This window comes from Nocardia albiluteola (assembly GCF_018860155.1).
GTDB classification, from domain to species: domain Bacteria; phylum Actinomycetota; class Actinomycetes; order Mycobacteriales; family Mycobacteriaceae; genus Nocardia; species Nocardia albiluteola.
The window spans coordinates 376,198-389,217 of the sequence record NZ_JAHKNI010000005.1; the positions used below are offsets into that span (position 1 = coordinate 376,198).

The following is a 13,020-nucleotide window of genomic DNA, read 5'->3' on the forward strand; positions in this document are numbered from 1 at the left end:
AAGCCGAGAATCGCCATGCCACAAGTCAGTCGCAGGAATTTTCTGGTCGGCTCCGGCGTGCTGGGCGCGCTCGGGGTGCTGGGCGCCGCCTCCGCGATCACCTGGGACGAACTCCAGCAGCGCGCGAGCACCACCCCGTTGGCCGCGGGCTCGGGAATCCTGGTGCTGCTCACGATGTACGGCGGAAACGACGGTATCAACACCGTAATTCCCTACGCCGACAACGCCTATCACGACGCCCGCCCCGAACTGTCCTATCGCCCTGAGGAAGTGCTGCACCTCGATGCGCAGCTGGGCCTCAATCCGGCCATGAAAGGCATGGCCGAGCTGTGGGGCAAGCACAATCTCGCGATCGTGCGCGGCGTGGGCTACCCGAAGCCGGATCACAGCCACTTCCGGTCCATGGACATCTGGCAGACCGCCGATCCGGATACACCCTCGTCCACCGGCTGGATCGGCCGCTGGCTCGATGTGACCGGCACCGATCCGCTGCGCGCGGTCAATATCGGATCGGTGCTGCCGACCCTGGCGATGGGCGCGAAACACACTGCCTCGGCGCTGGATCCGTCCTCGGCGCCGCTGACCACGCAGCTGAAGGCCGAACTCGCGGGCCTGTCGGCGGCGGACCCGGCCGACTCGACGGCGCAGGGCTACGTGTGCGCGGGATACAGTGCGGAACAGACTGTGGCGCAGCGCCTTTCGTCGGTCGCGACCGCCAAGCGCGCCGCGGGGCCGAATGCGCTTGCCGCGCAGCTGGATCTGGTCGGCAAATGCATCAAGGCCGGGGTACCCACCCGCGTGTATTCGGTGAGCCTGGGCGGTTTCGACACCCACGCCGACGAGCGCGGAACCCAGCAGGATCTATTGGGCCGCATGGACACCGCGGTCACGGGCTTCCTGAACGACCTGGTCGGCCATCCCCGCGGCCGCGACATCGTGCTGATGGCCTACAGCGAGTTCGGCCGCCGAGTGCGCGCCAACGCCTCCCAGGGCACCGACCACGGCACCGCCGGCCCGGTCTTCCTGGCCGGCGCCCCGGTCAAGGGCGGCTTCTACGGCGACGAACCTAGCCTCACCGACCTCGACGACGGAGATCTGAAGACCACTGTCGATTTCCGCGACATCTACCACGAGTTGCTGGAGCGGGTGGTGTCCACCGATCCCACGCCGGTCGTAGGCACGGGCCGCCGCGATCTGGGCATCATCGCCTAGATTCGCCGGTCGCCGAACCGAGCCCACCCACACCGGCGGGTCACACGGACTCGTCGAGCAGATGCGCGTTCCATACCGCAGCCGCTTGCTCGTGCGAATCGACACCGGAGAAGAAGGCATCGGCCAACGCGTCGTAGTCGGGTTCGTCGAAACCCTCGGTCTCCACGAACTTGGGCCGGTACACCGCGAATCCCGCGGAAGCCGCCTGCGGGCGGTACGGAACTGCCATGCGCATCGACCAGCGAGCGGGAAGATATTCGACGGCGTCCACGATCAGTGCATCGACCCTCCCGCGATCGATATGCAAGTAGGCGTCGGTAACCAGCACCGCCCGGACCCAGCCCTCACGCCCGTCCGCCAACGCGGCCTGCCCCGCCCGCGCACCGTCGGCGACGTCGTCGAACATCAACCGTTCCATCACTCGGTCACCGTCGGTCTGCTCGTAACCGAGCATGGGAACCAGCGTCGCCCCGTCCGAAACACTCCATATCCCATGGGCCGCAAGAAATCCCGCCATCGAGGCAATTTCACTCATGGCGACCGAGCGTACCGCGGCTGATCTGTACCGCCACAACGCTTTTCCGACCGTCGCTGAGTCGTGAGGCCGCTCTGCAAAGGATCTGGGCGCAATCCGGGCCGCTAAACGCAGCGGCAGGCTAGATTCGTGAGCGGCTCGCCGCGCCCACTTCCGATGTGGGCTGCCAATGCGAAACATTCGGCCACCCCGGCGCCGGTTCCTTCCGGCGAACCGATTCCGACCCCACCAGCACATCGGTCTGTCTGGCGTGTGCCGGACCGGCCGAGGAAGGACCACCCTGCGATGACCACTCCAACCCGCACCACCGGCACCGAACGAGAACTGCTCGAAACCATGCTCGACCAAGCGCGCGCCGACCTCATCGACACGGTGCGCGGACTGTCCGAAGCCGACGCCAGACGCCGACTCGTACCGTCGCTGACAACCCCGATAGCTCTGATCAAACATGCCGCGTACGCCGAGCGAATGTGGTTCCAGCGCACACTCGGACAACTCGCCGATGCCGACTGCGACGGCCCGCTGTGGGCGCATGGCGGTTTCGGCGTAAGCGATGAGGAAACCGTGGCCGCGGTGATCGCGGAGTTCGAACGTGCGAGCGCCCGACACGCCGGCCACGGAGACATCCTGCGCGAGCAGATCGAGGCCCGATGACGGTATGTCCTGTGGGTGGCGGATAGCCAGACGCCTGGTCACTGCGTCTTCGCGGCGGGCCCACGCGGGGTGCGGGTAGCCGCAGCGGTCAGTAGTAAGCCACACAGGGTCAGGCCCGCGGCGACGAGGTAGATGGGCCTGGGTCCGGCGGTGGAGTCGGCGATGAGTCCGCCGAACAAGCCGGCGCAGGCGGCCGCGACCTGGTAACCGGAGGCGTTGACGGCCATGGCCAACGTGGGCGCTTCGGCGGCGGTCGTCATGACGCGTGCTTGCATGCCGGGAATGATCGCGAAGCCGAGCAGGCCGATCGCCACGACCGCCACCGCGGTGAGTGTGGTCGAGGTGGCGACGAACCAGGTACTTGCCAGGATCACGGTCAACAGCCCGAGGAGGGCTGGTTGGAAGAGGCGCGGGTTGCGATCATAGAGCGTGCCGCCGACGAGGTTGCCGATCGTCGCGCCGACGCCGTAGGCGAGCAGCAGGACCGGCAGGCGGGTGGCGCGGTGGCCGCCGAGGTCGGTGAGCAGCGGGGCGAGATAGGTGAAGACCATGAGAACACCGACGTTGCCGACCGCAGTGATGGCCAGCGCCACCAGCACTGGCCGCTGTCGCAACACCTGCAATTCCGAGACCGCCGAGGTCCGACCCGCATCGCTCGGCGGGGTGAGCAGCCAGAACACCAGGCCCAGCCCGATCAGGCAGGCAACCGCAATCGCGGCGAACGTCGCGCGCCAACCCCACTGATGGCCGATCTGGGTGCCGATCGGCGCTCCGAGGATCATGGCCAGATTCATCCCGAACGCCAGCCGGGCCACCGTGGTCCCGGCTCGTTCGGGTGGCGCGGACTGCACGGCGATCACGATGGCCTGGGCGAAGAAGGTCGAGGTCACCAGCGCGGTGAGCACGCGGGCGGCCAGGAGCACGGGGAATCCGGGGGCGAGGGCCGAGACCGTGTTCCCGACGACCGCGACAACCAGCAGTGCCAGCATCAGTCGTTTTCGGTCGATCCCGGCGGTCACCGCGGTGAGCACCGGGCCGCCGATGATCATGCCCACGGCGTAGGCCGTGACCAGCAGGCCTGCGGCGCCGACGGCGACCCCGAGATCGGTGGCGACCTCGGGCAGGATTCCGGCCACCACAAACTCACCGGTCGTGATGCTGAAGACGCAAAACATGAGGATCGCAAGTAGAAGCATGCTGGCACGCTAAACTCTCACGTCAACGTGAGAGTCAAGCCCGCACAGCGAACGGAGCGGCAGGTGAAGATCGGCGAGCTGGCAGACCGGACCGGCGTCAGCGTGCGAGCGCTGCGCTACTACGAGGAGAAGGGCGTCCTGAATCCGGATCGAACCCCCAGCGGATATCGGATCTTCACCGACTCCGATATCAACAAGGTGGCGCACATCCAGACGCTTCTCGCCGCGGGCCTCGGCATGGACCTCATCGGCCAGATCCTGACCTGTCTGTCCGGCGAATCCCTGCTACTGGACAACTGCCGGGAACGTCTCGAAACAGAACGCCGCCGGATCACGAACGACATCGACCAACTAGTCCACACTCGGTCGCTGTTGGACAACTTGCTTGCCACGACGCAGACCCCGGCTCAACACAACCTCGCAGCGTCAGCCGCCACGTAGTGAGGATCCCGGTCTGTCACCAACGTCTGCGTTATCCGCCATGATAGAGGCGTTCGGCATCGATCAGCTGGATCATGCGGTCCTCGTTGGCAATTCGCCGCAGCTCAGGACTGAACCTGGTCCCGATGAACAAGGCCGGCACAGTCGGATCCGCGTCGACACCGGTGTGCGATCTCGGAATCATCGCCGGGACCGCGTGTGAATCTCAACTGCCGGGATTTGGAATGTCTTCCGGACGCTCTCCGCTGGTTAGCTGCCAACTATCCACGGGTCGTCTTCGCGGCCCGGCAGAGAGGAGACATCGTGACTGCTCCGGCCGAACTTTTCGGTGGCAAGGTTGCCGTGATCACCGGCGCCTCGAGCGGCATCGGCGCCGGACTCGCCCGCCATGCGGCGCAGCTGGGGATGCGCTTGGTCCTGGCCGACATCGCGGCCGATCGGTTGCGGGAGTTCGCCGAGACCCTGCCCGGCGAGGTGCTTCCGGTGGCGACCGACGTCTCGGATCCGGCCGCCGTCGAGGCGCTGGCCGAGGCCGCTTACGCGCGTTTCGGGGCGGTCGACATGCTCGTCAACAATGCGGGCATCATGGCGTTCGGCTGGTCGTGGGAGATCCCGGCCGAGCGGTGGGATGCCATGCTGCGGGTCAACATCGGCGGCGCGGTCAACGGCCTTCGCGCCTTCGTGCCCCGCATGCTCGAGCAGGGCACCCGCGCCTGGATCGCGAACCTGTCCTCGGTGGGCGGCTTGCTGCCCAGCCCGCTGATGGCCCCCTACAGCGTCACCAAGTTCGGGGTGCTGGCGCTCACCGAGAGCCTGCACTACGAGATGCTGATGAGACAGGCGCCGATCCAGGTCTCGGTGATTACGCCCGGACACGTCAAGAGCGAGATCTTCACTGTGCGCGACGCCGCTGAGCTGTCTCCCGAGGTCGCGGGATTCCAGCAGTGGCTGCAACACGATGCCGACTCCAACGGCCTCACCCCCGAGGACCACGCGGAGCGGGTCTTCGCCCAGATCGCCGAGGGCCGGTACTGGGTGATCCCGCAGCCCGAGGCGATCGACCCCGCCCTGCAGCCCCGCACCGACATGATCCTGAGCCGCGCCACCCCACAACTGCAGATTCCCACCTGAGCGCCGAAATCCACCCCGGGTCCACCCGCGGGTGGTGGGTGGATGCGCCCGCGAGGCCGATCGTAGAGCTATGACCTCGCAGAATGTTCTCGAAATCGGGCTCGCGGTGCTAGTGCTCGGATGGATCGTCTACCGGCAGACGCGTTGGCAGACGCTGGAGCGGGCGCGGATCTGGCGCGGGCCGATCATCCTCGCGGTCATCGGTGTCGTCAGCATGCGGACCGGCCTGGCCGGAGCGGCGCTCGGGACGACGGCGGTGGCGCTGCTGGTGCTGGAGGCCGTGCTGAGCCTGTCGGTCGGTGTCGGGATGGGGATGCTGTCGCAGATCCGGAACGTGGACGGCTCGCCGGCCGCGCGCACGGGGCTGATCGGCTCGCTGCTGTGGTTCGTGATGCTCGCGGTACGCGTGGGCGTGGACGTGTGGGCCACCGCGGACGGGGCGAAGATCGTCGCGTCGACCGGGGTCATCCTGCTGATGCTGGCGCTGAACCGGGCCGGGCGGACCGCCGTGCTGATGCGGCGTGCCGACCAGTTGCGGCCCGTTGGGGCACACTGAATCCGATGAGCATTGCCGGGTCGCCGACGGGCCTGAACAGGTTGCTGCGCCTGTTCGGGTTCGTCGCTGTGGTGTTGTGGTCGCTCTATGCCGGGATGTGGAACGAGCCGTGGGTGATTGCGGGCGCAGCGCTGTCGTGGCTCGGCTGGGCCGTCTGGTTCGTGGCACCCGCGCATTCGGCGGTGACCACCCGAATCATCCTGTGCGCCATGGTGATCGGGGGAGGGTTGACTGCCACCCGATTGGCCGGGTCGTCGATCACGGTGATGGTCGCGGTATTCGCCGCCATGTCGTTGGGTACCGAGCCGGTCGTGATCGGACTGGGCATCTCGGCGCTGGCCGCGGTGTGCACCTGCCTATCGGTCCTCACCGCGCCCGAATCCCGAGCCGGGGCGCTCGGTCTGCTGGGGGGCCTGGCGGTGATGGTCGTCGCGGGCTACGGCCGCCGTCAGTCCCGCGCGGTCGACGAGCAGAACCGGCTGCTGGTCGAGCAGAACCGGGTGATCCGCGCCGAGCGTGATCGCGCCGCGGCGATGGCCGAGCGCGGGCGGCTGGCCCGCGACATCCACGACGTGCTCGCCCACACGCTGGGCGGGCTGGTGTTGCAGTTGGACGCCGCGGACGCGCTGCTGGAGGCGGGCGATGTGCCGCGCGCCGCGGAGCGGGTCAAGGCCTCACACCGGCTGGCGGTGTCGGGGCTGGAGGAGGCCCGCGGGGTGGTGAACGCGCTGCGCGCGGACGGCCTCGATCTCGCCACCGAGCTGGCGCGGCTGGCCGAGGATCATCGCGCCGCCGGTGGACAGGTGCGGCTGCTGGTCGACGCCGAGTTGCGCGGCATGGACGAGCAGACCGCGGTCGCTGTCGCCCGCGCCGTGCAGGAGGCGCTGACCAATGCCCGCAAACACGCTCCCGGACAACCGGTTACGGTGACGATCCGAGGCCAGGAGGGGAGCCTCGCGGTGGAGGTGTCCAATCCGGTTACCGCCCTTCGCAGTTCGCTGAGCGTCTCCGGGGTGGGCGCGGGCCTGCTGGGAATGACCGAGCGCATCGCGGCGGTGGGTGGCACAGTGGACGCACGGAAGGAGGATCGGGAGTGGAGAGTGCGAGTTCTGGTGCCGCGCCGGTGATCTCGGTGGTGGTGGCGGACGATCAGACCACGGTACGCGACGGCCTGTCGACGGTGCTGTCGCTGCTGCCGGACGTCGAGGTGGTCGGGGAGGCCCGCGACGGCGCGGAGGCGGTGGAGCTGGTCCGCACGCTCGCGCCGCGGGTGGTGCTGATGGATCTGCGCATGCCCGGCATCGACGGCGTCGCCGCCACCGCCGCGATCACCGCCGAGCATCCACAGACCGCGGTGCTGGTGCTGACCACTTACGCCGACGACGCCTCCATTGCCGGGGCGCTGCGGGCGGGTGCTCGCGGATACCTGACCAAGGACGCCGGACGCGCGGAGATCGCCGCGGCCATCCGCTCGGTCGCCAGCGGCCACACCACCCTGGCCGCCGACGTGGGCGCCCGGCTGGTGTCCGCGCTCGGCGCGCCCGCGCCCGCGGCGCGGGCGGATCTGACCGACCGCGAGCTCGACGTGCTGCGCCTGATGGCCCAGGGCCGCAACAACTCCGAGATAGCCAAGGAGCTGTTCATCGGCCTCAGCACGGTCAAGAGCCACATCAATTCGCTGTTCGCCAAGCTCGACGTACGCGACCGCGGCCAAGCCATCGCGTTCGCCCACCGCACCGGACTCGCGGGCTGAGCTCGTACGGTGTAGTCATCCTACTGCGACACGGGAACCGTTGCGCGACGGCGCAATCGGCCGGTACCCGGCACGCTCAACCACACCACCACGGCCATGATCGCGTCCAGTACCAGCGCCAGCACGGCCACCAGCAACGCCCCGACCAGCACCCGGTCGTACTTGTAGAGGCTGATGCCGTCGAAGATGTAGCGGCCCAGCCCGCCCAGGTTCACGTAGGCGGCGATGGTCGCGGTCGCCACCACCTGCAGCGTCGCCGAGCGCAGGCCGGTCAGCAGCACCGGCATGGCGTTGGGCACCTCTACCCGCAGCAGCACTTGGCGCTCCCGCATGCCCATCGCGCGCGAGGCGTCGACCACGTCCGGATCCACGTTGGCGATGCCCGCGTAGGCACCCGCCAGCAGCGGCGGGACGCCGACGGTGACCAGCGCGAGCAGCGGCGGCAGCAGTCCCAGCCCGAGCCCGAGCACTACGAAGGTCAGCACGCCCAGCGTCGGCAGCGCGCGCATCGCATTGGCGAAGCCCACGACCGCGCCGCCGCCCCGGCGGGTGTGGCCGACCAGCAGCCCGATCGGCACGGCGATCACCGCCGAGAGGGCGATCGCCAGGAAGCTGTACCACAGGTGCTGGACGATCCGGTGCCCGATGCCCGCCGGGCCGCTCCAGTTCCCGGACGTGGTGAAGTAATGCCACGCATCGATGAAAAGGTTCATGCGCCGGCGCCTTTCGGGGACAGGAGCGTGCGGCTCGGGCGCCGGCCGTTCCGCAACCACGGTGTGGCCCAGCGTCCGAGCAGGAACAGCACGCGGTCCACCACGAGCGCCAGCACCAGCACCACGATGATCCCCGCGACGATCTCGTCGGGATAGTTGCGCTGATAGCCCTGGGTGAACAGCTTGCCGAGACCGCCTACCCCGATCAGCGCGCCCACGGTCACCATGGAGATGTTCGTCACCGCGACCACCCGCAGGTTCGCCACGAAAACCGGTATGGCCAAAGGGAATTCGACCGTGATCACGCGCCGCAGCCGGGTGAATCCGATGGCGTCGGACGAATCCAGCACCGCCGCGGGCACCGAGTCCAGCGCCGTCGGCACCGCGATGACCAGCAGCGCCAGCGAGTAGATGCTCAGCGCGATAACGACATTCAGCGGATCGATGGCCGCGATGCCCACCAGCGGCGGAATGATCACGAACAGGGCCAGCGACGGAATGGTGTAGGCCAGGCTCGCGGTGGTGACCGTGATCCGCCGCAGCCACGGCACCCGCCGTACCAGCGCGCCCAGCGGAATCGCGATCACCAGCCCGATCAGCAGCGGCACCAGCGCCAGATACAGATGGGTGCGCGCGAATCCGGCGATATCGGAGAAGTTGTCGACCAGATACTTCACCCGACTACAACCCCTGTTCGGCGACGAGCTGATTGCGGGCGGTGTCCTCGCTCGAACGCTGTTGCGCCAGTTGGTCGATGACCTCCGTGGCCAGCACGCCGCCGACGACGGCTCCCGAATCGTCCACGGCCACACCCCATCCGGACGGCGAGGAGATCGCCGAGTCCAGCGCCAGGCGCAGATCGCCGCCCGGGGTGAACAGCGAGCCGCCCGCGGCCATGCTGTCCGCCAGCGCGTGCCCGGCGCGGATCTTCTCCAGGCCGGTGACGTCGACCCAGCCCAGCGGGCGCTTCTCCGCGTCGACCGCCAGCACCCACGCGCCGGCTACCAGCCGCCGCTCGGGCAGCTGCTCGGGTGTCGCGGTCTCGATCTCGTGCACCTCGACCCCGGACGCGCTGCGGAACGACAGCCCACGATAGCCGCGGTCGCGCCCGGCGAAATCGGCAACGAAATCGGTTGCGGGCTCGGCCAATACCACCTCCGGCGGATCGTACTGCTGCAGCACGCCGCCGCGGCCGAACACCGCGATGCGGTCACCGAGCTTGATCGCCTCGTCGATGTCGTGCGTGACGAAGACGATCGTCTTGCGCAGATCCGCCTGCAGCCGTTGCATTTCGGCCTGCAGTTCCTCGCGCACCACCGGATCCACGGCGCTGAAGGGCTCGTCCATCAACAGGATCGGCGGATCCGCGGCCAGCGCCCGGGCCACGCCCACGCGTTGCTGCTGCCCGCCGGACAGTTGCGCGGGATACCGGCCCGCCAGCGCCCGGTCCAGGCCGACGCGGTCCAGCACCTCCAGCGCGGCGTTCCGGGCCGCGCGGCGGGTCTGCCCGCGCAGCACCGGGACCGTGGCGACGTTGTCCAGGACGCTGCGATGCGGCAGCAGCCCGGCGCTCTGGATCACATAGCCCATGCCCAGGCGCAGCTTGACCGGGTCGATCTTCGAAATATCCTCGCCCGCAACGGTGATCGTGCCCGAGGTGGGCACGACCATCCGGTTGATCATGCGCATCGAGGTGGTCTTACCGCAGCCCGAGGGGCCCACGAAGACCGTGAAGGACCCCGATTCGATGCGCAGGTCGAGATTCGTGACCGCCCCCGTGCCGTCCGGATAGACCTTGCTGACGCCACTGAACTCGATATCCGTCAAAGCTTCACCTCGCCGGCGCTCGGCTCCGCTGCGCCCGATGCCGGCTGTGTCATCGGTTCGCTCGCAATCCCGCCCACGACTATCCGACCGGCTTGTCCAGGCCCTGCGCGGTCACCCACGACTTCGCCGCCGCCGCGGGCTCGACCTTCGCGTTACCGGAGACCTGCTCGTTGAGCGCGACGAGCTGATCGGTGGTCAACTTCGCCGAGACGGCGTCCAGGACCTTGACCGCCTTGTCGGACTTCTTTTTGGCATTGAATACCGGCACGACGTTCTGGGGCGCGAAATTGTGCTGGGGATCGGCCAGCACGATCAGATTGTTCTGTTTGATTGCCGGGGAGGTGGTGAAGATATCGGCCGCGACCACCTGTCCGCTGGTCAAAGCGCGCACGGTCGCGGGGCCGCCGCCGTCGCTGATCGGGACGAACTTGTCGGCCGCGACGTTCAGCGAGTAATGGGTCTTCAGGCCGGGCAGGCCATCGGAGCGCTCGGAGAATTCCGGCGGCGCGCCGAAGGTCACCTCCGCCGAATGCGACGCGAGATCGACGATCGAATGCAGATTCCACTTATCGACCGTGGCCTGGGTGACGACCACCGCATCCGAATCCTGGCCGGGTGCGGGTGTGGCCGTTGCCAATTGATCGCCCAGGGCCTTGGTCAGGGCCGCATTCACCGCGCCGGGATCGGTCGCGGTCGCGGACTTGTCCAGATATTGCAGCAGGTTGCCGGTGTAATCGGGGATCACGCCGATCGAGCACTGCTTCAGCGCCGGAATGTAGGCCTCGCGGCTGCCGATGTTCAGCTTCGTGTCGACGCTGAAACCGTTGGCGCGCAACGCCTCGGCGTACACGTCGGCGACGGTCTCCGATTCCGGGAAGTTCGCCGAGCCCACGGTGAGCTTGTTGGCGTCGCCGTCGCAGCCGTTCGATCCCGAGGCCAGCGGGTTGGAGCTGCTACCGCACGCGGACAGGGCCATCGCCGCGGCCAGCGCGACCGCGGTGGCGACGAATCGCACGGCGGTGAACGCGGGACGCAATCCGCGCCGGCGCGCAGAGGAGGTGATCGAGGATTTCACTGCTGTCCTTCCAGGGGCCCGGCGCTGCCAGGTGTGGTCCGGCGCGCCCCGGCTACGATTCGTCGGCGGGGCGGCCGCTACTGGCTGTCCATCTTTGCAGCCGGGAGTCGTTCTTACTATCCAATCGAGAGTAGGTGTCGCCGGATGGAGTTGACCACGTCGGTGCGGGCCGCGGCCGGTGTCATGGTCGCCGTCATTGCGTCCGCGCTGGTCGCATCGTGTTCGCACGGTGGTTCGGCCGCCCCGATCGCGATGGGTGCGGGGGATTCGGCTCAGAGTGAGTTAATTGCCGAGATTTATGCCGGGGCGCTCGCGCGCACGGGCGCGCGCACGGTCGTCGACGCGCGATTGGGGCGGCGCACCGATTATCTCGCGGCCCTCGATGCCGGGCGGGTGGCAGTGGTGGGGGACGAGAGCGGCGATCTGCTCGCGGCATTGGATTCCGGATCTCCTGCGCGAATTCCCGATCCGAGCGCGGCCGCCGATTCGGGTACCGCCAGCGCGCCCGCTGGTTCCAGCGAGGCAGCCGCGACGACGCCGACCCCCAGCGTGTCGGATGCGCTGAGCCGGGCGCTGCCCGAGGGCCTGGCGATCTCCGATATCGCCGACGGCACCGATCTGCGCGCACAGTTCGTGCTCGCGCCCGCCGTGGCCGGGCGATTTCCGCACTCGCTGAAGGATCTGGCCGCGCACTGCGGGGAACTGACCGTCGGCATCGCGACCGGGCACCAACTCGATCCGCTGCGCCCCGCGCCGGATCCGCGGCGGGATGTGCTCACACCGCTGCGGCAGGTCTACGGCTGCGATATCGCGCACTACACGGTCCTGCCGGACGACACCGCGGCGCGGAATGCCCTGCGGGACGGCCGGGTTCAGGCCGCGGTGCTGACCGCGCCCGCCGCGCTGCTGCCGGGCGGGCCGGGTGAGGTGGTCGGTGTGGCCGATCCGGAGTACGCCTTCCGCGCGCAGAACGTGGTCCCGCTGTTCCGGCAGGGCGCGCTGACCGATACGCAGATCAAGAAGCTGAATTACGTTGCGGGCGAACTGACCACCGACGAGCTGACCGAGATGGTCCGCCGGATTCGTGACGACCACGCCGATCCCGGCGCCACGGCCAACGCCTGGCTGGACAAGCACAACCTGTAGTTTCGCGCCGATTCCACGCGCCGTGCCGGTGATCCGGTTGTACCGCACCCGGATCCGGCCGGGCCGCGCCGGGGATGTTGTCCGGGATTCCGTCGAATTCGGTGCCGTAACGACCGCCGCCAATCGGGGCGCGCCGTCCGGTTCCGGCGAGTACTGTCTAGAGAGTTGATCAAGCACCCGTCGCCGCGTGCCACCACGGCGTGCGACGGCGGTCCGGCGGCGATGCCCGCGCCAGACGGACGCCCGTCGGAATAGCCACCCGAGGGAGGCGCAGGCATGTTCACTGGGACGATCGCGGCGCGCATGTTCACCGTCTGCGCGCTGTCGGCCGTACTGGCCACCACCGCCGCCTGCGGCGGCTCCGGAAACAAATCCTCGAGCAGCCCGGCCACCACCCCGGCGGCCACGGCCACACAGGCCGTCACCCAGCTCTACCAGCAGTTCTTCGACGGCAAGACCACGGCCGACGAGAAGATCGCACTCCTGGAGAACGGTCAGGCCTTCGCGGCCACGATCAAGGCGCAGGCCGGCACCCCGATGGCCAAGAGCACCACCGCGACGGTATCGAACGTCAGTGCCACCGCGGACCACGCCACCGTCACCTTCACGGTGCTGTTCGACGGCAAGCCCGCACTCGTCGGGCAGCCGGGCTCGGCGATCCGGACCGGCGGCAGCTGGAAGGTCACGGCCTCCACCTTCTGCGCGCTGCTGACCATGGAGGGCAATCCGCCCCCGGCCTGTGCGACCGCGACGCCGACGCCCCCGCCGGCCAAGTGAGCCC

The 13,020-nt window shown here is 68.5% G+C and carries 15 protein-coding genes; 9 read left to right on the plus strand and 6 right to left on the minus strand.

All coding sequences use genetic code 11. The annotated features are described in order from the left end of the window. Nucleotides 1-15: 15 nt before the first annotated feature. Complete coding sequence (locus tag KO481_RS17640; protein ID WP_215918240.1) at nucleotides 16-1,212, plus strand: DUF1501 domain-containing protein; 1,197 nt, start codon at nucleotides 16-18, stop codon at nucleotides 1,210-1,212. Nucleotides 1,213-1,252: 40 nt separating this feature from the next. Here KO481_RS17640 and KO481_RS17645 read toward each other — a convergent pair whose 3' ends face one another. Beyond that, nucleotides 1,253-1,747, minus strand: a complete 495-nt coding sequence (locus tag KO481_RS17645) for a hypothetical protein (protein ID WP_215918241.1) — start codon at nucleotides 1,745-1,747, stop codon at nucleotides 1,253-1,255. A 285-nt stretch (nucleotides 1,748-2,032) separates the two neighbouring features. On the opposite strand from KO481_RS17645, the gene KO481_RS17650 reads away from it, so the two are divergent. Continuing rightward, nucleotides 2,033-2,401 carry a mycothiol transferase gene (locus tag KO481_RS17650; protein WP_215918242.1) on the plus strand — a complete coding sequence of 123 codons (369 nt, stop codon included), beginning with the start codon at nucleotides 2,033-2,035 and terminating at the stop codon, nucleotides 2,399-2,401. A 38-nt stretch (nucleotides 2,402-2,439) separates the two neighbouring features. On the opposite strand, the gene KO481_RS17655 is transcribed toward KO481_RS17650, so the two are convergent. Continuing rightward, nucleotides 2,440-3,597 carry an MFS transporter gene (locus tag KO481_RS17655; protein ID WP_215918243.1) on the minus strand — a complete coding sequence of 386 codons (1,158 nt, stop codon included), beginning with the start codon at nucleotides 3,595-3,597 and terminating at the stop codon, nucleotides 2,440-2,442. 63 nt (nucleotides 3,598-3,660) lie between these two features. On the opposite strand from KO481_RS17655, the gene KO481_RS17660 reads away from it, so the two are divergent. From KO481_RS17660 to KO481_RS17680, 5 genes are all read left to right on the plus strand, one after another. After that, a complete protein-coding gene (locus tag KO481_RS17660) occupies nucleotides 3,661-4,038 on the plus strand; it encodes a MerR family transcriptional regulator (RefSeq protein WP_215918244.1) in 378 nt (125 codons plus the stop codon). A gap of 303 nt (nucleotides 4,039-4,341) precedes the next feature. Beyond that, on the plus strand, nucleotides 4,342-5,169 hold the full coding sequence (locus tag KO481_RS17665) for an SDR family NAD(P)-dependent oxidoreductase (RefSeq protein WP_215918245.1): 828 nt from the start codon (nucleotides 4,342-4,344) through the stop codon (nucleotides 5,167-5,169). A 70-nt stretch (nucleotides 5,170-5,239) separates the two neighbouring features. Continuing rightward, complete coding sequence (locus KO481_RS17670) at nucleotides 5,240-5,725, plus strand: hypothetical protein (RefSeq protein ID WP_215918246.1); 486 nt, start codon at nucleotides 5,240-5,242, stop codon at nucleotides 5,723-5,725. Nucleotides 5,726-5,730: 5 nt separating this feature from the next. Continuing rightward, the gene (locus KO481_RS17675) at nucleotides 5,731-6,852 is read left to right on the plus strand and encodes a sensor histidine kinase (protein ID WP_215918247.1); all 1,122 of its coding nucleotides are present in this window, start codon (nucleotides 5,731-5,733) and stop codon (nucleotides 6,850-6,852) included. Continuing rightward, entirely contained in the window at nucleotides 6,819-7,478 is a 660-nt protein-coding gene (locus KO481_RS17680) for a response regulator transcription factor (protein WP_308166657.1), read from the plus strand. The genes KO481_RS17675 and KO481_RS17680 overlap by 34 nt, the downstream gene beginning before the upstream one ends. A gap of 20 nt (nucleotides 7,479-7,498) precedes the next feature. Here KO481_RS17680 and KO481_RS17685 read toward each other — a convergent pair whose 3' ends face one another. The 4 genes from KO481_RS17685 to KO481_RS17700 form a co-directional block, all read right to left on the minus strand. Then, nucleotides 7,499-8,191: an ABC transporter permease gene (locus tag KO481_RS17685; RefSeq protein WP_215918248.1), complete on the minus strand. Its 693-nt coding sequence runs from the start codon at nucleotides 8,189-8,191 to the stop codon at nucleotides 7,499-7,501. Then, nucleotides 8,188-8,868, minus strand: a complete 681-nt coding sequence (locus KO481_RS17690; protein ID WP_215918249.1) for an ABC transporter permease — start codon at nucleotides 8,866-8,868, stop codon at nucleotides 8,188-8,190. Before KO481_RS17690 ends, KO481_RS17685 begins: the two co-directional genes overlap by 4 nt. Before the next feature lie 4 nt (nucleotides 8,869-8,872). Continuing rightward, nucleotides 8,873-10,018: an ABC transporter ATP-binding protein gene (locus KO481_RS17695; RefSeq protein WP_215918250.1), complete on the minus strand. Its 1,146-nt coding sequence runs from the start codon at nucleotides 10,016-10,018 to the stop codon at nucleotides 8,873-8,875. A gap of 79 nt (nucleotides 10,019-10,097) precedes the next feature. After that, a complete protein-coding gene (locus KO481_RS17700; RefSeq protein WP_215918441.1) occupies nucleotides 10,098-10,994 on the minus strand; it encodes an ABC transporter substrate-binding protein in 897 nt (298 codons plus the stop codon). A gap of 243 nt (nucleotides 10,995-11,237) precedes the next feature. Here KO481_RS17700 and KO481_RS17705 point away from each other — a divergent pair, with 243 nt between their 5' ends. Continuing rightward, a complete protein-coding gene (locus KO481_RS17705) occupies nucleotides 11,238-12,239 on the plus strand; it encodes a glycine betaine ABC transporter substrate-binding protein (protein WP_215918251.1) in 1,002 nt (333 codons plus the stop codon). 276 nt (nucleotides 12,240-12,515) lie between these two features. Then, nucleotides 12,516-13,016 (plus strand): MTB12 C-terminal domain-containing protein, encoded by a 501-nt coding sequence (locus KO481_RS17710; protein WP_215918252.1) that lies wholly within the window; start codon nucleotides 12,516-12,518, stop codon nucleotides 13,014-13,016. Nucleotides 13,017-13,020 lie beyond the last annotated feature (4 nt).